Annotated in this window: 17 protein-coding genes and 1 pseudogene; 12 read left to right on the forward strand and 6 right to left on the reverse strand. The window is 68.0% G+C overall.

Annotation, left to right across the window (positions count from 1 at the left end):
* The first annotated feature begins 143 nt into the window (after positions 1–143).
* Positions 144–983: a helix-turn-helix domain-containing protein gene (locus RNC47_RS24165; RefSeq protein ID WP_311601647.1), complete on the forward strand. Its 840-nt coding sequence runs from the start codon at positions 144–146 to the stop codon at positions 981–983.
* 4 nt (positions 984–987) lie between these two features.
* Here RNC47_RS24165 and RNC47_RS37650 read toward each other — a convergent pair whose 3' ends face one another.
* Positions 988–1,974, reverse strand: a complete 987-nt coding sequence (locus tag RNC47_RS37650) for a terpene synthase family protein (protein WP_394814858.1) — start codon at positions 1,972–1,974, stop codon at positions 988–990.
* A gap of 374 nt (positions 1,975–2,348) precedes the next feature.
* Between RNC47_RS37650 and RNC47_RS24170 the strand changes: the two genes are divergently transcribed.
* From RNC47_RS24170 to RNC47_RS24185, 4 genes and pseudogenes are all read left to right on the forward strand, one after another.
* Positions 2,349–3,656 carry a helix-turn-helix domain-containing protein gene (locus tag RNC47_RS24170; protein ID WP_311601648.1) on the forward strand — a complete coding sequence of 436 codons (1,308 nt, stop codon included), beginning with the start codon at positions 2,349–2,351 and terminating at the stop codon, positions 3,654–3,656.
* Between the two features lie 236 nt (positions 3,657–3,892).
* A pseudogene (locus RNC47_RS24175) lies at positions 3,893–4,824 on the forward strand (IS5 family transposase).
* Between the two features lie 144 nt (positions 4,825–4,968).
* The gene (locus RNC47_RS24180; RefSeq protein ID WP_311601649.1) at positions 4,969–5,415 is read left to right on the forward strand and encodes a helix-turn-helix domain-containing protein; all 447 of its coding nucleotides are present in this window, start codon (positions 4,969–4,971) and stop codon (positions 5,413–5,415) included.
* Positions 5,416–5,429: 14 nt separating this feature from the next.
* Complete coding sequence (locus tag RNC47_RS24185) at positions 5,430–6,086, forward strand: IS630 family transposase (protein ID WP_311601680.1); 657 nt, start codon at positions 5,430–5,432, stop codon at positions 6,084–6,086.
* Here RNC47_RS24185 and RNC47_RS24190 read toward each other — a convergent pair.
* Both RNC47_RS24190 and RNC47_RS24195 read right to left on the reverse strand, forming a co-directional pair.
* Positions 6,083–7,498: a hypothetical protein gene (locus RNC47_RS24190; RefSeq protein WP_311601650.1), complete on the reverse strand. Its 1,416-nt coding sequence runs from the start codon at positions 7,496–7,498 to the stop codon at positions 6,083–6,085. The two genes, RNC47_RS24185 and RNC47_RS24190, sit on opposite strands and share 4 nt — an antisense overlap.
* A gap of 75 nt (positions 7,499–7,573) precedes the next feature.
* Complete coding sequence (locus RNC47_RS24195) at positions 7,574–7,774, reverse strand: hypothetical protein (RefSeq protein ID WP_311601652.1); 201 nt, start codon at positions 7,772–7,774, stop codon at positions 7,574–7,576.
* 1,033 nt (positions 7,775–8,807) lie between these two features.
* On the opposite strand from RNC47_RS24195, the gene RNC47_RS24200 reads away from it, so the two are divergent.
* Positions 8,808–10,682: an ATP-binding SpoIIE family protein phosphatase gene (locus RNC47_RS24200; RefSeq protein WP_394814861.1), complete on the forward strand. Its 1,875-nt coding sequence runs from the start codon at positions 8,808–8,810 to the stop codon at positions 10,680–10,682.
* Between the two features lie 168 nt (positions 10,683–10,850).
* On the opposite strand, the gene RNC47_RS24205 is transcribed toward RNC47_RS24200, so the two are convergent.
* Both RNC47_RS24205 and RNC47_RS24210 read right to left on the reverse strand, forming a co-directional pair.
* Positions 10,851–11,291, reverse strand: coding sequence for a hypothetical protein (locus RNC47_RS24205; RefSeq protein ID WP_311601653.1), 441 nt, complete (start codon positions 11,289–11,291; stop codon positions 10,851–10,853).
* Between the two features lie 41 nt (positions 11,292–11,332).
* On the reverse strand, positions 11,333–12,001 hold the full coding sequence (locus RNC47_RS24210) for an HNH endonuclease family protein (RefSeq protein ID WP_311601654.1): 669 nt from the start codon (positions 11,999–12,001) through the stop codon (positions 11,333–11,335).
* A 362-nt stretch (positions 12,002–12,363) separates the two neighbouring features.
* Here RNC47_RS24210 and RNC47_RS24215 point away from each other — a divergent pair, with 362 nt between their 5' ends.
* The 4 genes from RNC47_RS24215 to RNC47_RS24230 all read left to right on the forward strand — a co-directional run bounded on the left by RNC47_RS24215 (position 12,364) and on the right by RNC47_RS24230 (position 16,992).
* Positions 12,364–12,942, forward strand: a complete 579-nt coding sequence (locus tag RNC47_RS24215) for a hypothetical protein (protein WP_311601655.1) — start codon at positions 12,364–12,366, stop codon at positions 12,940–12,942.
* Between the two features lie 787 nt (positions 12,943–13,729).
* A complete protein-coding gene (locus RNC47_RS24220; protein ID WP_311601656.1) occupies positions 13,730–14,074 on the forward strand; it encodes a hypothetical protein in 345 nt (114 codons plus the stop codon).
* Positions 14,075–14,290: 216 nt separating this feature from the next.
* Entirely contained in the window at positions 14,291–14,752 is a 462-nt protein-coding gene (locus tag RNC47_RS24225; protein WP_311601657.1) for a hypothetical protein, read from the forward strand.
* 341 nt (positions 14,753–15,093) lie between these two features.
* Positions 15,094–16,992: a tetratricopeptide repeat protein gene (locus RNC47_RS24230; RefSeq protein ID WP_311601658.1), complete on the forward strand. Its 1,899-nt coding sequence runs from the start codon at positions 15,094–15,096 to the stop codon at positions 16,990–16,992.
* A gap of 174 nt (positions 16,993–17,166) precedes the next feature.
* Here RNC47_RS24230 and RNC47_RS24235 read toward each other — a convergent pair whose 3' ends face one another.
* Positions 17,167–18,366 (reverse strand): hypothetical protein, encoded by a 1,200-nt coding sequence (locus tag RNC47_RS24235; RefSeq protein ID WP_311601659.1) that lies wholly within the window; start codon positions 18,364–18,366, stop codon positions 17,167–17,169.
* Positions 18,367–18,579: 213 nt separating this feature from the next.
* Here RNC47_RS24235 and RNC47_RS24240 point away from each other — a divergent pair, with 213 nt between their 5' ends.
* Entirely contained in the window at positions 18,580–19,956 is a 1,377-nt protein-coding gene (locus RNC47_RS24240; RefSeq protein ID WP_311601660.1) for an AbiJ-related protein, read from the forward strand.
* A gap of 58 nt (positions 19,957–20,014) precedes the next feature.
* Positions 20,015–20,845, forward strand: coding sequence for an endonuclease domain-containing protein (locus RNC47_RS24245; RefSeq protein WP_311601661.1), 831 nt, complete (start codon positions 20,015–20,017; stop codon positions 20,843–20,845).
* Positions 20,846–20,860 lie beyond the last annotated feature (15 nt).

The raw sequence follows: 20,860 nt of genomic DNA on the forward strand, positions 1-20,860 counted from the left end.
GCATGCCTCGGCCACCGAGAATCCCTCATAGCTGAGTGGTCGATCTTAAGAACTGAAGAAGCGGCGAAGAATTGGGGAGGTTCTCGCCGCAGGGGTGCCTATCCATCAACATAGGCCACCCATTCACTCGTAGGGGAGGAGCAGTGGAGAAGGCGGCACGAGATGGGGAGCCTGTAGCTGGTCTGCTGGAAAGGGAGATCCGAGACCTGTTACGGCAGCTCCTGCGGAGCCATCGAAAGGCGCTCGGATTGTCCCAAGAGCAGGTGGCGCGACGCTTGTATATCAGCACCCGAAGCTACTTTGACTGGGAGGCCGGACGAGTCCCCATACCTCCTGGGCAACTCCCGGCTATTGCCAGGATACTTAACCTGGACGAGCGCCATGAATGGCTTCTCCATCAGCTTGTCTCCGGGAACACGCCGCCTCCGGCAGCGAGAGGGAACCTCGGCGAGGATCCAGAATTCTCACTCTACCGAAGAATGATCAAAGAGACCATCTCGCGCTCTCCTCATGTCGTCTACGTCATGGATTCGGAATGGAATGTCATGGCGTACAATGAGAAATTTGAAGAGCTCTATGGGTGGGCGTGCACCGGGAGCAGGAACGATCCGACAGCCAATATGGTTCGGTTCGTCCTCTTTCACGAGTTGGCGCCGCGGGTACTTGCGAACTGGTACGAGGACTGGCTGCTGGCCGCGCTGATTTTCTTCAACATTGCAGCCCGCCACGCCCCGGACAATCTCGCATATCTGGAGATCAGGGGAGATATGGAGAGGTACCCGACGGTGCTGCGAGCGCAGACCGTCGACGTTCCGAAGGCCATGCATAGGGGCGAAACGTGTGAGCCGCTGTTCGAGAAGCGGCGACACGCCGTGTACTGGCCCGATCGACCTGATGTGCCTGTCGCCCAGTACTCACTCTTGCTCGGACTCGATCTCTTCCCTGGGTGGCGCATGGTGGTTGATGGCTCGTCGCCTTCTTAGCGGCTTAGGGCAGCTCGTAGCGCATCGCAGCTTCACGGTGGTATGCGAGATTCGCCGCAATCATGTTCTGGTACGAATCGGTCAGTCGATCGACGTTCCTGATGGCGAGGGCGGGGGCGGGGATGGGCGAGGAACCTAGGCGTGTGATGAGGGAGGCGCGGGCATGCCTGAAGGCGTCGATCTGACGCCGAAGCCTGTGGACGACGCGCGCTGCCGCCTGCTGAGGCGTGCAGTCATACTGACTCGCTGTGAGCAACACTGCATTGTGTAGGTAGTTTGTTGCCGCGTCTCTTGGAACGGAGTAGACGTCATTCACTGGCGTAAGGCAATCGGCAGTGACAGCACGGATTTTCTTCAGCTCGGGCAGACTGTCCAGGGTGTCCGGCAGTTCGCAATCGGTTTCCACTTCGCACAGGTCCAGCAGCCACGGAGCCCCGTAGGAATCACGCCTGTGAAGGGTATATAGTTCGAGGGGTGGCTCATAACCGGCCGCTCGGTGCGCGGCTTCAGTCGCATAGGTGCGAAGCCAGGACCTAACGTTGCTGGCGAATCGTTGAGACCAGTTTGAGGTCCGGTTCTGCATTATTCGGGGTAGGAGCTCAACGAGAGCCCACAAGAGTGGTTCGCTGGTACGCGCGACTGTTCCGGATGGCGTCTCCTGGACAAGCCACTCCAGCCGTTCTACGCGATGTTCGGTGTCGACTCTGCCCCATTCTCCCTCGTCGAATTCGTCGTCGATGAGGAAAGCCCAAGCGAGCCAGCAGGCCATATCGGAGAGGATCCCTGCATCGGCATGCGGATAGTAAAGCGCAGCAAGCAGATCGGGCCGTGTGACTTCTAACCGAGTGCGAACGCGAGGAGAGTGCAATAACTCGTGTCTCGTGCACCACTCCCACATATGGGCACTAGCCGCCGTGAGATGGTGATTGGCCGGTTTCAGCAGACGAGGATGCGGCAATTCGGGGACTCGGTAACTCTCCAGTCGCGGCATTGCATTCCACCCTTGATCATGAAACTCGAGGTGCGGCTCACGAATCGTCTGAGGCCGGAAAGCCAGGAGCGAACACGCGATGGGCGTAGTCTCTCGCTGCGTGTCAGTCTACTCACTCAACGCTGCGGGGGAATGCACGTGCATTCGACTTCCGTTTGCAATCTTACTTCCGGAAGTAGCACTTCCGGAAACGGCGCCTCCTGGTGATCCCACTAGTGATCGTGTGGGATAGGCCGTGAACTACGGAAGATGGGATTGACCGCGCTGATGTGACTCCCGCCCGGGGGTGAACCTGGGCCCGCCCCTGAGGCGGATGGTCACTGCTCGCGCCGGAAGCGGGGAAGTCTCGGATGAGAGGTGCAGGCACTGGTGAGTTGGACTTCGGAGCCACGCTGCGTCGACTGAGGGATGAAAGAGGGCTCACGCTGAGGAAACTGGCCAATCTGGCGCATTACAGTGCTGGTTGGCTGAGTAAAGTTGAGACCGGTACAGGTGAACCCACTCTGGAACTGGCGCAGGCCTGCGACGACGCGCTTGAGGCGGGTGGTGAACTCGTCGCGCTGGCCCGGGCCCGTCTATCCGGCAGCACACAAGAGGGGGTGCCGCGGCCAGCCCAACTGCCAGCAGGCGCGGGGGCTATGTTCGTGGGCCGCGAACGGGAGCTCGAACTGCTAGATGAGCACCTGGAGCTAGCCAAGTCGGCAGGCACCGTGATGACCGTGGCCATCGACGGGCCAGCAGGCGCCGGCAAGACGGCCCTGGCCATTCGCTGGGCCCATCGCGTCGCGCACGAGTTCCCCGACGGAGTCCTCTTCGCCGACTTGCGCGGCTTCGTGGCCCGCGGGAAGCGTGCCGATCCGGGAGGTGTCATCGACGGCTTCCTGACCGCGCTGGGCGTCCCCGTCGACGGGATCCCATCGAGTATCGAACAGCGGGCGGCGATGATGAGGAGTGCCGCAGCGGGCAAGCGCCTTCTCGTGGTCCTGGACAACGCGGCGAGCGGTCTTCAGGTGCGACCCATGCTTCTCGGGGCGCAGGGATGCGCTGTGGTCATCACCAGCCGGCGCCGAATGACCGGACTGGTGCTTCGGGACGGCGCGGCGCGCCTCACCATCGGCCCGATGGAGCCTGCGGAGTCGCAGGCAGTGCTCACCACAGCGATCGGCTCGCAAGCTGAGGACGAGACGGAAGCCATTCGAGCCCTGGCCGAACAGTGCGCCCACCTCCCCCTGGCGTTGCGTGTGGCTGCTGAAAAGGTGGCCGCCCGCGCCTCTTACCGAGTGGCGGACCTGGTCGGTGACCTGGCCACGAAGAACCTCGACGTTCTGACGATGGACGAAAACGACTTCGTCCACGAGGCCATCTCCTCCTCATACCGGCAGGTCGACCCTCCGGCAGCCAGGATGTTCCGACTGTTAGGGCTGCATCCAGGACCGGACATCGACCTGGGAGCTGCCGCAGCGTTGGCCGGCCAGCCGTTTACCACTGTCCAGCGGCTGATGGAACGACTCGAGGGCGTGCATCTGGTTGAAGGCAAGGCGCGGGGCACTTGGCACCTCTATGAGCCCCTCCGGGCGTACGCCGCCCGGTGCGTTCTCGAAGACGAGCCGCCCGAAAGTCGGGATGCCGCCATACAGCGCTTGACCACCTGGTTTCTCTCGAATCCGCCAGCCTCCGAGTGACAGCGAGGGTCTGTGCATTCAGGAGCCGGAGGTCACGACCCACCCCGAGCGCCACGCCGTGTCGCAGTGTCCCTGACCAGACGGTTGCTGGCGCCCGAGTGGGGACCCAGCAGCGCCCGTCCCGCGAGGCGCCTCAGCGCACAGTCCCGCGCACAGAGCGAGACGGGGCGGCCTTGGGGCTAGGACTTGTCCTGCCGATCATGTGACTACTTCGTGTGCTGGTCGTTGATGTGGACATGGAGCGGGGTGATCTGACGGATGCCGAGTGGGAACGGCTGCGGCCGTTCCTGCCGGTCAGTAACAGGCGTTGTGGCAGGTGGCGGGACCACCGGCAGGTGATCGACGGGATTCTGCACCGGGTACGGACGGGTGTTCAGTGGCGGGACCTGCCCGAACGGTTCGGTCCGTGGAAGACGGTTTATGAACGCCACCGACTGTGGTCGGCTGACGGGACCTGGGAGCGATTACTCCAGCAGGTCCAGGCCGAGGCCGATGCGGCCGGGGAGATCGACTGGGACATCTCGGCCGACTCCACCATCGTCCGCGCGCATCAGCACGCCGCCGGCGCCCGCACCGAACCGCCGCCGGTGCCCGCCTCAAAGGGGGCCGACGCGGCAGAACACCAGGGCGAAACGCCGTGGCAGAGCCTCGTCGCCCGCCTGGTGGAGGTGGTGCGGGCGGTGAGGGCCTGGGCCGATCGCGGGGCGGGTTCACCACCAAGCTCCACCTGAGCGCGGACGGCCACTGCCGACCGCTCTCGTTGATCGTCACACCGGGACAGCGGGCGGACTGCACACAGTTCAAGCCCGTAATGGAGAAGATTCGCGTCCCGCGGATCGGGCCGGGCAGGCCCCGCAAGAAGCCCGACAGCCTCGCGGCGGACAAGGCCTACAGCAACGGCCCCTGCCGCGAGTACCTGCGACAACGCGGCATCCGGCACACCATCCCAGAGAAGACCGACAGCCAGACCGTCCGCCTGCGCAAAGGCTCACGCGGCGGACGGCCACCCGGCTTCGACGAAGAGCGATACAAGAAGCGCAACACCGTCGAACGCGCCATCAACCGGCTCAAGCACGCCAGAGCCGTAGCCACCCGCTACGACAAGCGCGGCTACATCTACCTGGGAACCGCGACTGCCGCAGCCCTCGTCATCTGGCTCCGCACATGATCGGCAGGACAAGTCCTAGCCGGCTCGGGCGGCTAGTAGAGTGTCGCTGCTAAAAGTCGTCGTTGTCGTGGTGGGCCGTTCGTGGCGGTCTTCCCCCTATCTGCTGCCAGAGGCTGTGTCATGGCGAGGTCGAGTTTGCCGTCGGTGAGATTGAGTGCTGACGATCGTGAATGGCTGACCCGGATCGTGCGGACCGGCGCGCATCCGGCGCAGGAGGTACGGCGCTCGCGGATCCTGCTGGAGTTAGACGAGGGCGTCGGTGAGCCGCCGGGCCGACGCGTGGTCGCCGAGAGGGTCGGAGTCGACCCGCAGACGATCACGAACGTGGCCAGGGCGTATGTCGAGCATGATGGCGATGTCGGGGCCACGATCCGGCGTAAGAAGCGGTCCACGCCGCCGGTCGAGCCGATCGTGACCGGCGAGGTCGAGGCCAGGCTGATCGCGCTGGGGTGCTCTACACCTCCGGCAGGTAGGTCGCGATGGTCGCTGCGACTGCTGGAGAAGCAGGTCGCGCTGATGGACGACATGCCGGATCTGGACCACTCGACCATAGGGAAGATTTTTAAAAAACGGCGCTTCGTCCTCACCTGAAGAAGTGTTGGACCATCCCCGCTAAAGGAAACGGCGAGTTCGTCGCACGGATGGAAGACGTCCTCGACGTCTACGTTCGGCCCTACGATCCTGCTGTTCCGGTGGTCTGCATGGACGAGAAGCCCTACCAACTCCTCGATCACGCCCGCGACCCGATCCCCGCCGCTCCGGGACGTGACCTGAAGGAGGACTCCGAGTACGTGCGTGGTGGGACCTGCTCGATCTTCGTGTGGGTCGAGCCGCTGGCTGGCCACCGCCGCGTCAACGCCCGCCGACAACGAACCCGCCTGGACTGGGCAGAGGAAGTCGACCAGTTGCTGACCTGGGACTATCCCAACGCGGAGAAGGTCGTGCTGGTCATAGACAACCTCAACACCCACACCATCGGCTCGCTCTACGAGACGTTCAAGCCTGACAAGGCCCGCGAACTGGCCGCCCGTCTGGAGATCCACTACACCCCCAAGCACGGCTCCTGGCTCAACATCGCCGAGATCGAACTCGCCGCGCTCACCCGCCAGTGCCTCGACCGCCGCATCGCCGACCTGGACATCCTCAACGCCGAACTCGCGGCCTGGCAGCAAGCCACCAACGATGCTCACCGCCAGGTCAACTGGCACTTCACCGCCAGCGACGCAAGGATCCGACTCCGCCACCTCTATCCCGAACTTTAGCGGCGACACTCCACTAGGAGTTGTGCGCGGCTGTAGGTGGTGGGGGTGTCCTGCGGGGTGGTGACCATGAGTTGCAGTAGGCCGGCGGGTGGGTCCCCGGCGTCGCCGGCGATGGCGGGGGCGGAGATGTCGTCCAGGAGCCGGTCGAGGAGTTGGGCGAGCGTGTGTGGGCCCGAGCCGTTGTAGCCCCAGCTGACGCCGTGGTTGCAGCGCTCGGGGGCGAACCACAGCCTGCCGTCCTCTGTACGGACCCACACTGTGTCGCCGCTGAGGATGACGCTGTCGAGCGGTGAGGTGGTCGGTAGCCGTTGGAGGGTCAGGGTGTAGATGTCCGCTGGCAGGTGCTGGGCCCGCCGCTGCTGGCGTCGCAGCGCCGGCAGCCCGGTGACGGGGTCGTGCAGCAACTCGTCTTTCTTGGGGTCCCGGCCGGCGGTCAGCACCTGGTGCTGGAGCACGGTCGGGGCCTGGTCGCGGGGCGTCTTCTCCAAGCGTCGGGCCCACTCCGCCGCGGTGGGGCAGAGGTCCGGCCTGGCCGACACCGGCTCCCCGGTGTGCCAGTCGTCCCCGCCGTTCCACATCCGGGACAAGCGCGCGACTCGGTGTGCCAGCACATCCCGCCGCTCGGTGATCGCCAGCCAGCCCGCCCGCCGCAGGGTTTCCGGCAACTGCTCGTTGTCTCCACCGCGCAGGAGGGGCGCCGGCACCGCCCCGAGCACCAGGTGGGCACTGTCCTGGCCGCTGTCCGCGCTTGTGCGCAGATCCTCCGTGTCGCGCAACGCGGAGCGGTGATCGCGGCGTCGGAGCTCGCGCGCCAGCCACAGACACACCTGCCCGGCCGGGGAGCCTTCCGGCTCGTCCGCGGCCAGCTCCGTCAGCTGGCCGATCGCCTCCCGGTGATGGCTGGCCGGGACGACGGCGGGTGGCTGGCCGGGACGCCAGGCGCGCATCGCCTCCTCATCGCGCAACGCGGGCAGCCAGTACGGCGCCGGCGTGCCGAGGACCGTCGCCACCTGCTTCCACGACGGGCGGTACGAGTCGGACGTGCGCACGACACCTTCCCCGTCGTATTCGGCGGGGAGGATGTCTCGCGCGAGGAGTTCGGGCGAGCGAGAGGTCGAGGCCCGCCACGCTCCCTGGGCGACGACCACGGTCGCGTAGCGCTGGGCCAGCCGCGGCCAGTGCCGGCTGTAGAGCTCGTCGACGACATGGCGGGGGTCGCCGTTGCTGTTCCGAAGGCAGTGCGCCAGCCCCACCCCTCCGTACGGTGTCTCCCCCCGCAACACCACGTAGCCGTCCACCGCTTCCGCGCCGTCGAACACGGCGGGCTCCGGTGGCGCCGGGCGCTCCAGCAGCGGCACCTCTCCCGCGCCGTCCGCGTCCCCGGACCTGAACCTATTGAAGATCGCTGCCAACGTGCCTCCCCTGAACGACATGACCGCGAAGCACTACCCGTGCGAGGGGGCACCGGAACCCCGGTGAGACCGGCGTCATCGCCGGCTGGCCGCGGTGCCGCCGGTCACTGCCGCGCCGAAGGCAGCCACGGCCGGGATGGCATGGACGTTGCCGCTCAGGAAGAGGAGGAGCACCGTCACCGAGGTGATCAACCCGGACAGAGCCGGGACCCATCGGGCCAGGCGATCGAAACGCGGGGTGGGATTGTCGTCCTGGGCGGGCGGGGCGGCATCCATCTCTGGTCGTTCCTCCTAGCCGGGGTTCCGGCGGTCCGGGTTCCGTGGCGGTGCGTGTGTTGACACGGCTGACCTTGTCTCTTTCGGCGCCGTTCATCCAAACGGCTCGGTATTGTTCCGACCACAACACGGGGTTGTTCCGTCACAACCCGGGGGCGGTGGGGGTGGGATGGCAGGGAAGAGGGCGGGGCGTCCATGGACGCCGCCGCGGGGTAACTGCCCGGAGATGAACCAGGTCGTGCTGACCGTCCGGACGTGGCTCGATGAGTCCGGGATGAACGTTTCCAGGCTCCACGAGCGGCTGGTCGGCGAGCACTTCCAAGACGGCGTCGTCCCAAGCGTGAAGAAGCTGCGGCAGCAGCTGAACGGCGAGGGCACACCGTTCAGCCTGGTCGAGGCCGTCGCGGACATCTGCTTCCCTGACGAGCCACAGTCGGCGACGGAACGTCGCCTCGCCCCTTTGAGACGGCTGTGGGAGGTCGCGCAGAAGCCTGCGGCAGCAGTAGGCGCTGACCTGATGGTCCTCACCCAGAAGCTGCTGGACGAGAAGGACCGCACCATCCAGCTTCAACACGAGATTGAACGACACCGGCGCGCCTTCCACACCAGTGAGCAGGGGCGCCTTCAGGCGCTTCATCTGGCCACCTTCCTGTTCGGGATGCTGGGGCGCACTCAAGCTCAAGTCGCCGAGCTCCGCCGAGAAGCCGATGCCTTGCGAGTCGTTCCCGTCCCAGCGCTGGAACGCGTCACGGCCGATCAGCGCCTTGAACGAGCTGTCCAGCAGGAAGGCGATTTGCGTCGTGCTCTCCAGCGTGCTGAACAGGAACGCGATACCGCTCAGCAGGTGGCCGACCATGCCGCACGACGCATCCGGGCCCTGGAAGCGGAGATCGCTTCTCTCAGCGATCATCCGGCCAGCGACGCCGAACGGCTTGGCACTGCGGACATCCCGTTGCCCGACGTCACTGAGACCGCGCAAGCCAAGGACGCGATCCTCGACGACGTCGACCAGGTCCTGGCCAAGGCCAGCGATGTGCTCGACCGAGAGCACCAAGCCGTCCAAGACGCGGCCGAAGAGATCGGCTGGCAGCAGTCCGGGCCCGCGGTACCCAGCGGTGCCGATTTGTTCGCAACAACCGGGAACAACCCCTCCGACCTGCCAGATGACCCCACGCTCGCCAGGCAACTGCACGGCATGCGGGAGACCGACCGCACCCGGTATATCGGCATGGCCACCCGCAAGATCGCGCGAGGCATGGACGCGGAGGAGATCGTGCTCAGCCTGTGCCGAGCCTCGGTCCCGGCCTTCTCGGACGCCATCCTGGTCTACATGCTCGACCCCATGCCGGTCGGCGATGATATGCCGGTCTTCCCCTGGGTGCTCAAGCTCCGCCGCACCGACCACATGCCGGAGTTCCCGGCCTTCGGCAACCCCGCGGCCCTCGACACGGTCGGCGCCACCGACTCGATGCTGCCGCTGCTGGCCGGCGCCCCCTCATCCCTCGAGGTCCGAGGCAACGGCCCGCTGGCCGAGGTGATGCGCGGGGTGCGGCCGCAGTTCGCCGAGTCCCCGGTCCCCAGGGCGGCGCTGCACGAGCTGAGGATCCCCCCGGGCAGGATCACCGAGGAGCGGCGCGCGATCATCGCCCCGCTGCGCGGCCGGCGCCGGGTGATCGGCGTCGCGGTCTTCCTCCGGCCGCCCGATCGCGAGTCCTTTGAGCAGGAGGACCTGCAGGTCGCGGCGCTGCTGGCCACCCACTCGGCGCTCGGCGTCGACAAGGCCATGCTGTACGGCCGTGAGGCGTCCATCGCCGACGAGTTGCAGCGGACCATGCTCCCCGACGACTTGCCGGCGTCCACCGGGGTGCGGCTCGCGAGTCGTTATCTTCCCGCCGCCCAGTCGGCCCGCGTGGGCGGTGACTGGTACGACGCCATCCCGCTGCCCGGCAGCAGGGTGGCGTTGGTCGTGGGTGACGTGATGGGCCACTCGACGACGTCGGCCGCCATCATGGGCCAGCTGCGCACCACACTGCGCACCCTGGCGGGGCTGGATCTGCCGCCGCAGGAGGTGCTGCACCAGCTTGATGAGGAGGTGCGACGTCTCGGCAGCGACCGGATGGCGACCTGTCTCTACGCGGTCTACGACCCGGTCGCGCACCGCATCACCGCCGCGAACGCCGGCCATCCGCCGCCCGTGCTGCTGCATGTCGACGGATCGACGGAGCTGGTCGAGCTCCCGCCCAACGCGCCGATCGGCGTCGGCGGCGTGGACTTCGAGACCGTCGAGTTCGACGCGCCGGCCAGCTCCACCCTGCTGCTCTACACGGACGGTCTGGTCGAGTCGCGTACCAGGGACGTGTGGACCGGCATCGAGCGCATGCGCGAGAGGCTGGCGGCGATCTCCGGGCTCACCCGGCCGGATACGGCGCTTCCGCTGGAGCCACTATGCGACGAGGTCCTCAACAACGTCGGCCCCGGCGATCGAGACGACGACGTCGTTCTCCTCGCCGCCAGACTTGAAGGCATCGCCTCTGAACGCGTGGCGTTTCGCCGCCTCAGCCCTCGAGCGGAGTCTGTACGCGAGGCTCGTGGCCTGACTCGGGAATCTTTGGAAGCCTGGGAGCTACCAGACCTATGCGACACCGCAGAGCTGCTGGTCAGCGAGGTAGTGACCAACGCCGTCCGGTACGCCGAACGCCCAGTCACCCTCCGCCTATTGCGCACGGACGTGCTGCGCTGCGAGGTCGGCGACGACGTGCCACAGCTGCCACGGCTGCGCCAGCCCGGACCGGCGGACGAGGGCGGGCGAGGCCTGTACCTCGTCCAGCGACTCGCCAGGCAGTGGGGCGCGACACGCCTGTCCACCGGCAAACTCGTCTGGTTCGAGCTCGCACTGCCGACGCTGTAGCACACAGGGGCGCGGCGCGCCGCTGGTGCGCCCCTCCCTGTTGCTGCGCTGTCAGATGATGGGATTGGAGAGGGTGGGCGCCCGCTCGGGAACGTCGTACTGCTCGCGGGGGAGCGCCACAGGCGCGTCAGAGTGAACCAGCCATGGTGTCCTACCGGCCGTCTACTGTCAGCTGCCTTGGGCGTTGTTGTGCGCGTAGGTGGTCGCGGCGGTCTTCCAGTCGCAGGCCGTACAGCGTGTCAGGTGGCGCTGGAGTGCGTCGTGCTCGGGACATTCCTCGAAGGCGTCGAGGCCGTGGATCCAGACCCAGCCGCACGGCTGGTCCTTGGAGTGGTACACGGCGGTTCCTGGGCTGGTGGCCGGGGAGACGAGGCAGGGCAGCGCGAGGCTACCGTCGGCCGCCTCGGCCATGAGTTGATCGATCTGGGCCAGGCCGGCCTGGAGTTCACGCACCAGGCGTTGCTGTTCAGCGCGGTGCTGGCGGATGAGCTGAAGCTTCCTTTGTTGGAGCGTGCGGATGGCGTGGCCACTGGCTGCTGCGGGCGTTGTCGTCACCTCGCGGTGGTAGCCCGCCAGCGTGCGTGCAAACCCGAACGATGCCCCCGTCACCGGTTCGAGACGAGGGCATCGCTCGTTCGGAGTGCGACCTTCTACGAGGCGAGGGTCACGCGGACGGTGACGTCCTCACATCCGGCCGCAGCCTCGGCCAGGGCGGCTGCCTCGGCCTCGTCTACCGTGAGGCCCCACCGGTGCTTGATCGCGGTCCAGCTGGCCACGTACTCGCAGACCGCCTCCTCGTCGGACACCAGCCACTCGGCCGGATCTTGGTCGCTCTTGGACCGGTTGGACTTCGCGGTGACGGCGATCAGGGCGCGCGGGTCCCCGAGGTCGTTGGCGTACTCCTGGCGCCGCTGGGCGTCCCACTGACTGGCGCCGGAGTCCCAGGCCTCGGCGAGCGGCACCATGTGGTCGATGTCCAGGTTGCCGGCGTTGGTGACGGTGACGCCGTCGTACAGCGAGTACCACTCGCCAGTGTCACGGGTGATGGAGCAGCGCCCCGTGACCTCAGGCGCCACGACGGCTTCCTCCAGGAGAACCTCCGCGCGAGTCGAGCAGCCGTCCCGGTCGGCGTCCACCCAGTGCTTGAACAGGTCCCGGGAGTACCCGGTGCGGTCCTCGGCCGCGACGGGCAGGGTGTCAACGGCCTCCGACAACGGCAACTCCACCTCAGCCGCGGCGGCCTGGACGGGGGAAGCTGCAAGGAACGTGCCGGCAGCCATGGCGGCGGCCAGCGCGAGACGTAGCAGGGATGTGATCATGCGCCTCTTGATAGCGCCGTGCGCCGCCCGGGGGCGCGGGACCGGGCCGCGCGTCACACGGCCGAGTGATCAGTCATACCGCGCGAAGCCGGGTCCGTTCCGCGGAATGTTGAACCCTGCCATGGCCATGGGAGGGACGCCGTTGACCGGCTCACGGCGCGAGTGTCGGCCAGGCCCTGGAGCACTCGCTCAGACGCATACGACGCTGTCCGTCGCGTCGTTGAACCTGCGGCCAGCCAGCGGCGGGCGACGAACAGCCGCCCTTTTGAGGACAACGCGCCCGAGACCGCTGGCGCGCAGCTGGGAACAAGAGTGCCGGAAGCCAGCGGGCCCTCAACCAGCGGCGGAAGAGAGGACGATCGGTGGCGAAGGACTCCAGGGACCCGAAGAACAAGCGTGCGGCTAAGGCCGCCAAGCTGCGCCGAGAGAAGCGCCTGCTGGAGATGAACCCCTTGTTCCACGGCAATCCGCCGTATGAGGGATATCGCGAGTGGGTGATGCCAGACCCGGTGACCGGCACGTTCATCTTGACGTCGACCGCGCCGTTCGATACCCGGCTGTGGTTCGAGCGAGTCAGGTCCCTACTCGTGCCGATCTACAAGGGCCGGGTCCCAGTGGCGGCCACGTACCTGGACGAACAGATCCAGGAAGGCGCCATCCTGGTCGCCGACAGCGACGACCTAACCGCAGGGGCAAGACGTGTTCCCATCGCCGTGTTTGCCGAGGCTGCCGGCGACGACGAAGGCCCGCACGCCGAGGTCTGCCCCCGGCTGAACTGCGCCGGAGGGGAACACGTCCTTGCCGAGCACAAGGTCTGGACGCACCTGCACCACTTGCACGCCGCCGGCTACCTGTTGCTCAACGACCACAACGTCGTCCGCCGCGCCATGCCCCCGAGCCGTCCCGGAGAAGGTTGGAGGTTCCCGGCCCCTGAGTGGTGACCATCATCGAAGCCCGTCGGGAAACAACGCTCTGCCCAACCACCCCGGACCCTGGTAGCACCTTGGTGTTCTCGCCATGGCAGTGGATCCAGCTGCGTCGGGCCGGAGCTTGACTGCAGCTCTGCCCAGCGCTGTCGACCGCGTCTCCCGGCTTCTCCAGCGCGATGGAGAAGCTACTCCGTACACTCCAAGCCGAGGCCGGCCGGTGTCGGCCCCGGGGCATCGGCGGCAGGGGAAGGAATGCTGTGTATCAGGCCGGAGATTGGGTGACAGTCCTCGAAGGCCCGGACAAGGGGCGCACCCTGCGGATCAGCATGGTGCGCATGTTCGCCACGGACAACGGCTACTACCTTTCGGGCGGGGCCGGCCTCTACCCACCACACACGGTGTCCATGGCCCGTGAGCGTACAGACGGCAACCCCTGCGGCGCCCCGTGCGACGAACGCTGGCACCGTGACCACGGGACATGCGATCACTGTCGAGGCGCGTGTCTGTGCCACCTCCGCGCCGCCCGTACCCGCCCAGACCCGGCGGTGGCGGCGGGATGAGCCCCGGCCTGGACCGCTCACTGGCCGAAGGCGCCGGCGGAGCAGCGGCGGGCGCCCTGGGACGGTGGTGCGGTCCCCCGCAGACGGGGGCGGCGGGCTGAGGCCGTGATCAGCACGGCCGCGCAACGAGCGCTCCAACCCGGCATTCACGCTGCTGGGTGCAGCCGTGTTCACCGTGCTGGGCATGGGACGATCGGAACGTGGAGACTCCTGGTCCCGCGTCACGTCGCCGTTTCCTGATGGAGGCTCTGACCGTGGTCGCGGCTGATGCGCCTGCCCAGGCGGCATGGTTGGAGAAACACGGCGTCGTTGTGGATGAGATCCCACTCAACTTCGACGACGCATTCCGCATGGCTGAGCGCCTGATAGAGGAGGGTGTCCTCAACCCGGACACACTGCCTCAACTGCGGTTGATCGACTCGTTCTTCGCTGAAATGACCCGCGACGGGTCCTCGGACCGGTGGACGACCGCGGCTCTGCGCAGCGACGAAGGGTGGAGCCAGGCCCGCGGGGTGGCTCGGCAGATCCTCGCCAGAGAAGGCTTGGACTGGTCCGTACCGCCAGACATCTGTGTTGTCCGGTAGCACTGCTGGTGGCTCAAGCTGCTGGCCCGCCGCCTCCCGTCCGTTAACCGGCTACAGCATGGCCGCCGGAAGAAAGGGACGGCGAGCGCCAGGCTGCGCGGCGGGGGGAATGGCTGGGTAGAGAGGCAGGATGCCGGGGCGCGCCGCGTCTATCGTGGGTGCGAGGTCGGACGGTGACGGTCGGTGCTGTCAGCCTGGCCGGGGGAGGGGCTGCTCGTGGGTATGGAAGTCGCGGTCGGGTACGTGTTCGCGTGGCTGATGAGCAGGGTGGCGGGGCGCGCCGAAGCGCGCGTTGAGGAGGCCCTGGACGCCGGGGTGCACCGGCTGGGCGAGCTGATCACCGGCAAGCTCGGCACGGACCCGGCGCTGGAACGGGCCGTGGAGGAGGCCGAAGCAGGGCTCGGCGAGCCGTCGGAGCGCACCCGGCGGCGGTTGACCGACTCCCTGGAGGATGCCGTGGAGCGCGACCCGGCCTTCGCCACTGCCCTGGAGCGGCTGCTGCGCCAACTGCAGGCCAGGGCTGGCGGCGGGGTGTCGGCGTCGGGTGACGGACAGGCCATCGCCGGCGACGTGCACATCACGGCGGAGAGCGGCTCGGCAGCGGCCCTGCGAATGGGTGATGTCACGCTCGGCCCCGCGCCGGGAAACCCTCCAGGGCCGGATCCGTCGCGGGGCTGACGGAACCCGGCGCCCCACCGCCCCTCTCCTCGGACAGGAGTAGCAGTCCCGAAGTCACCGTCGCCACGATCCCGTTCAACGGTGCGGCCGCCAACCAGGTAATCGCCGCGGCCGCCGGTGGCCTGGCGGCCGGGGCGATCGGGCAACTTCACCAACATCACCACGCGGCGCCGCGTCACCCTGCGGCATGGCCGCATCAGGTCGGGACGCTTCCACCGCGGGCGGAGTGCCACCAGGAACGCGGTGAGATTGCCCGGCTCCGGCAGATCCTTTCTGGCGGCGGGACCGCCGTCATCGAGTCTGCAGGGCCAACACCCGCTGCCGGCGGGGTGCTGAGCGGGATGGGCGGGGTCGGCAAGTCGCAGCTCGCCGCCCACTACGCCCGCACCGCGATGGGGAACGGCGAGCTTGATGTCCTGGTGTGGGTCACCGCCGGCAGCACCGCCGCAGTCGTCGCTGGATTCGCTCAGGCCGGGGTGGAAGTGCTGGGCGCGGACCCGTCCGATCCGGAAGGGGCGGCGCTGGCGTTCCTGGCCTGGCTCGAGCCGAAGCCGGCCCGGCAGCACGGGAACCAGTGTCGGTGGCTGGTGGTGCTGGACGACGTCGCCGACCCCGCCGACCTGCGGGGTTGGTGGCCGCCGGCCAACCCCCACGGCCGGACGGTGGTCACCACCCGCCGCAAGGACTCCGCCCTGATCGGGGGCGGTCGTCGCCTCATCGAGGTCGACTTGTTCACCCCGGCTCAGTCCCTGACCTACCTCACCAATGCCCTCGCGGCCCACGACCGCACCGAGCCCGACGAGCAACTCGCCGCGCTCGCAGCCACCCTCGGGCATCTCCCGCTGGCGCTGTCTCAGGCCGCGTCCTACCTCGTCGACACCGGCCTCGACACCGCCGCCTACCGCGCCATGCTGGCCGACCACACCCGAGCCCTCGCCGACGCCGCCCCCGATGTCCTGCCCGACGGACAAACCCATGCCGCCGCCGCTGCCTGGGACATCTCCATCGACCACGCCAACGCTCTCCGCCCGCGGGGCTTGGCCCGACCCCTCCTTCAGCTCGCGGCGTTCCTGGCCCCCAGCGGCATCCCCCAGGGCGTCCTCACTTCGCCGCCGGCCCTCACCCACCTTTCCACGCATGGAGAGCAGAGTGGTGGCGAGGTCACCATCGAGCAGGCCGTGCTTGCGATACGAGCGCTACACCGCCTCGGCCTCATCCAGCACAGCCCAGAAACGCCCCACCAAGCGGTGCGTGTGCACCAGCTCGTCCAACGCGCTGTCCGCGACACCCTCACCACCGAGCAGCATCACCACATCGCCCGCACCGCCGCCGACGCCGTCCTCGATGCCTGGCCCGATGCCGGCATTGACCAAGCCTGGTTCGCTAACACCACTGCCCTAGCCGACGTTGCCAGAGATGCTCTCTACAGGCCCGACGTGCACGAGGTGGTTACTCATGCTGGCCGAAGTCTCGGCAGAGGCAGCGAAATCACCGTTGCGCGTGAGCACTTCCTCCACCTCACCACCATCACAGCCGAGTACCTCGGTCGCGACCACCCCCGCGCCCTCACGGTCCAGCGCTACCTGGCCCGGTCCCAGAGCTTCGTAGGGGATGCCGCCGGCGCAGCTGCTGAGCTGGCCGAGGTACTGGACCAAGCGGTCAAACTTCTCGGCCCTGACCACCCTGATGCCTATGCTGCTCGGAACGACTACGCCTTTCTGCGGGTAACGGCTGGCGACCTGCGCGGCGCTGTTTCGACACTCAGCGAGGTTGTGGAAAGTGCAGTCCGCATCTTCGGTCCCGACCATGCCCAAACGCTTTCCGCCCGGAACAACCTTGCCTGGGGGCGGGGGGAGTCGGGCGACACTACCACCGCGGTTGCGGAGTTTGATCAACTGGTAATTGACATGGCTCGGGCGCTGGGCTCAGACCACGCCCACACGCTGATCGCCCGAGCGAACCTTGCCTGGTGGGAGGGAGAGACAGGCGACGCCACCAGCGCGGTAGTCGCCCTTACCGAACTGGTGGACGGTTTAGGCCCCGATCATCCCAACACTCTCCCCACCCGGGCTCTACTCGCCAGAGCGCAAGGCCGAGCGGGAGACGCCGCCGGGGCCGCGGCGACGTACGCGGAGATCCTGAAAGACGAACTCCGGATACACGGTCCCGACCACCCCATCACGCAGAGTACTCGCCGTAACCTCGCCCACTGGCAAGCCCAGGCAGGCGACGCGACGTAGGCTGACGGCTGACGGCTCCGCGAGACGTCACCACGCCGGCCGCCCTCGGCGACCTCGCCCGAGACATTCGGGAACACCAAGACGACATCTACGCCGCCGCCGGCCGGCGGATCTGCGGCAGGGACCGTCCGGACGAGACGTGACCCGAGCTCGGCCCCGGCCCGGGCGGCATACCTATCGGCTCGACCGCCGCCGTCCAGAGGGGAGGATGCGCCGCCACCACGGCCGCCGCGCCGGCGCGGCTGACGGCGGCCGCGGTGGGTAGGCCGGTGGTGGCGGGACGAGGGCCGGCCTCAACGACTCGCCCGCCGGCGGCGCCGGAGGTGTGGGCGGAGCAGCGGCGGGCTCGCGGGGCGGTGGTGCGGTCCGCTCCCCGGCCGCCTGGGCCTGGCCCTGATCCGCGCGCGACGTGTCCGCGGAGACGACCGGTGGCGCCGGCTCGCGTGGCGTGTTGCGCTGCTGGTAGACCTCTCGGGCGTGCCGGTGGCGCCAGGAGTGCCGGCCGGCCTGGCTGCGGTAGAGCTCGTCCATCACCTGGTAGGCCTGCTGAGGGCGGAAGAACGCCCGGGTGTGGGTCATGGTGGCGAGCGCGATGGGCACCAGGCCCCAGCGTCCGGCGTCCGCCGCCGGCTGCGGCTTGCTGATCCGCCAGTCCTGCCGTGGGTCCCGCTTCCAGCCGGGCCAGTTCGTCCAGTCCTGCTCGGGCCGCGGCGTGTGGACGAAGTCGTGGACGCCATATGGGATGAGCACCTGCTTCCCATCGAGCCAGAAGACGTGCCCGCCGGCGGCGACGATGGCCTCCTGCTGCTCGGTCGGCGCGACCGTCTGGTGCACGTGGGTCTTCCCGCCGTAGAACACCTCGAGTTCCCCGGCCGGCCCGAACTGGGCCGGGTCCCGCCGGAGGAACCACACATGCAACGCGCCAGGATGCCGCCCCCGCACCGCTCGCACCCGCCGAGTGAGCACCTCCGGCTCGGGCAGCACCATGCCGGGTCGTTCGATGGCCACCGTCACGTGATCGCACTGAGCGATGATCACCGGCGGCAGCTGCCCCGAGGCACCTGGCGACTCGTCGGGGACCTCGGTGGTCGCGGTCACGCCGGGGATCGCGCGGATGGTGTCCCGGAGTTGGATGACTACCTCGGTCTCGGCGTCGATCCGTGTCTCCTCGGCCGGCGCCGCGCACGATCCGCCGCCCTGGTGGGAGAAGTACGGCGAGACCTTCTTGCCTGGCCCGACGCCCTTGAGGATCAGCTTCCCGCCGCAGGCCCGGCACTCGTACCGCCCGTCCGCCAGACCGGCGGGAAGGCCGGAGACTCCCTCGCCCAGCCAGATCACCCGCCTGGTGGCGGTGTCCCACGCGGTCGCCGGCACTCAGCGCCCCCAGCCGTCGACGCCGAACTCCATCATCGCCCTCAACGACCCTCCCCTGTCCGCTGTCTGGGGAGGCTACCGGCGGCCACCGCTTCGCGCAGCACCCCATCGCGACGCCGTGGCGGCCGGCCCGCCCACCTCGGGCGTCGAGCAACCCCACGCGTTGTCAGAGACGTCTGCCACGATCGGCTGGTGACTGGTAACAGTGACCTGATGGCGTTGCGGGAGCTCGTGGTCGGCGTGCTCGGGGACCTGGGTGACCGCACCACCCACTCGACTCTCGCGGACGCCTGCGAGCGCCTGGGGCTGCCGACTCCCATCCCGCACGAAGCGGGCTCGAAACGGGAGCGTGTCCGATCCAGCCTTGCCGCGCTGGCGGATGCTGATCTGCCGACGGTCGCCGAGCGCGTCCTCCTCCACGAGCGGCTCGACGCGACGACCCGCAACGCTGTCCAGGACGCACTGTGGGCACTGCGCAGCACCGTGGCGATACCCAAGAAGGCCCGTCGGGAGATCGCCCGCGCCCTTGATGTCCAGGACCTGGTGCTCAGCGGCGGCCGTCTCCGGGACCTCCTCGACCAGCTGTGGGTGCTGGATGACCCGCTCTCGTTCGCTGATCTGCTCGGGGCAGCCCTGAGAGGCCTCCGACGAGAGATCGACCGGCACGTGTTCAGGAATCCTGGCGACTGGAGCACCGAGGAGCTGTTCGAGCGCCTCGGGGCGTTTGAGGCGGGCGACGCGCGGTTCGCACGGTTCCTCGAAGGTCTGGTCTCACCAGACGTCATCCCTGACGAGCCGGGTCAACGGTACCTCGTTGACGTCATCAACCAGCATCTGCGGGCTGCTGGGGTCGAGTTGCGGGAGACCCGGGAAGACGGCGGCTACCCGATCTTCCAGGCGGTCGCCAGCGGCTTGGCGCGCACGCGCAGGCCGAAGAACCTGGTCTTCGCCTCGCTGGCCAAGCCGGACCTCCGCCTCAGCGGTGCCCTCGACAACGACATCGAGATCGTGACGAACGCCGACAAGGTCCTGATCTACGACCGCCCGATCCCGGCCGACGGCCTTCGGTGGCGAGACCTGCAGGACTGGTGGCGCGACACCCACCAACTGGCCGGCGACGACGAAGCAAAGACCTCGCTCTACGCCAGGCTCCGCCAGTGCCTGCCGGCAAACTCAACGGAGCAGCGGAACCTGCACGAGCTGTACCACGAGATCCACGGCTCAGCCGTGCCGAACCTGCCAGTGCTGCTGCCCGAGGTGTGGCTGCACTGGGACCCGAAGACCGTCGAGCAGCGTGGCGCCGATGCCCTGCTGAGGCAGCGCATGGACTTCCTGCTGCTGCTTCCCCACGGCCAGCGGGTCGTCCTGGAGGTGGACGGCTCCCAGCACTTCACCACTCCCGACGGCCGACCGGACGGCACCACGTACGCGGCGACCATGCAGGCCGACCGTGACCTCAAGCTCAGGGGCTACGAAGTCTTCCACTTCGGCACCGCCGAGCTCCGCCGCCGAGACGAGGCCCACGCGATGCTGCAGCAGTTCTTCGCGGAGTTGTTCCGACGCTTCGAGGTCAACCGAGGTACGGCCTGAACACCGAGGTGGCCGCCAGCAACCAGCTGTAGCAGCGGCAGCGGCGGGAGGGAGAAAGATGACCACAGGCACCACAGGAGAGCCGGTGCCGGCCGGCTCCCTTGAGGACCTGCCCGAGCATCGTCGGGAGGTCATGCTGTGGCGATGGGCCTGGCTGTACGACTACGACGACCTCGACGAGCACGTCCGCCTCGACAGTCGGCGGCCGGCCTGCCGGGTACCGGACTTCCTCAGCCGCGGCGACTGGAGCGACGCCCTGGCGGTCGGCGGAAACGACGGCCGCTACCACCTCCGGCTCGACCGGACGCTGCTGTGCGGCGACGCCGGCCCGTTCACCGACTATCACCTCGACGACGACCCCGAGGGCGTGCCCCACCACCGGTGGGTCCACTGGTGGACCGACGGGACCAGATACCGGCTGACCGCACCCCGCGACGGCGACCGGAAGGGCCACCAGAACACCGAGGTGCGCTGGACCGTGCGACTGGAGGACGAAGAAGTCGCCCCGGCCTCCGTCGCCCCACAGGAGCGCTGCCCCGTCAACGCCCACATGGGGCGTTGGCCCCGCTACCTGGGGTCGAAGTCGAAGCTGGGACGCATCCGCGCCCAGCTGGTCGACGCCTTCGGCCCGCTGTGCGCCGGCTGCGGCAACGCGCTCGGGCTCGAAGTCGACCATCACCACTTCTCGGGCCTTGTTCGCGGTCTGCTGTGCCGCTACTGCAACAACAACATCGACTGGTGCCCCCACCTCGCCGGCTGCCCCTGGGCCGACTACCTCAACAACCCGCCCGCCGCCCCGCTACGCATCCTGCATCCAGGTCGCTGGAGAGATCGCCGCGATGACCAACGGAAGATCGACCACTTCGGACACAACCCCTACGACGGCTGAAGGCCACGGCCGGCA

Origin of the sequence: Streptomyces millisiae, assembly GCF_031845425.1 — a bacterium.
GTDB classification, from domain to species: domain Bacteria; phylum Actinomycetota; class Actinomycetes; order Streptomycetales; family Streptomycetaceae; genus Streptomyces; species Streptomyces millisiae.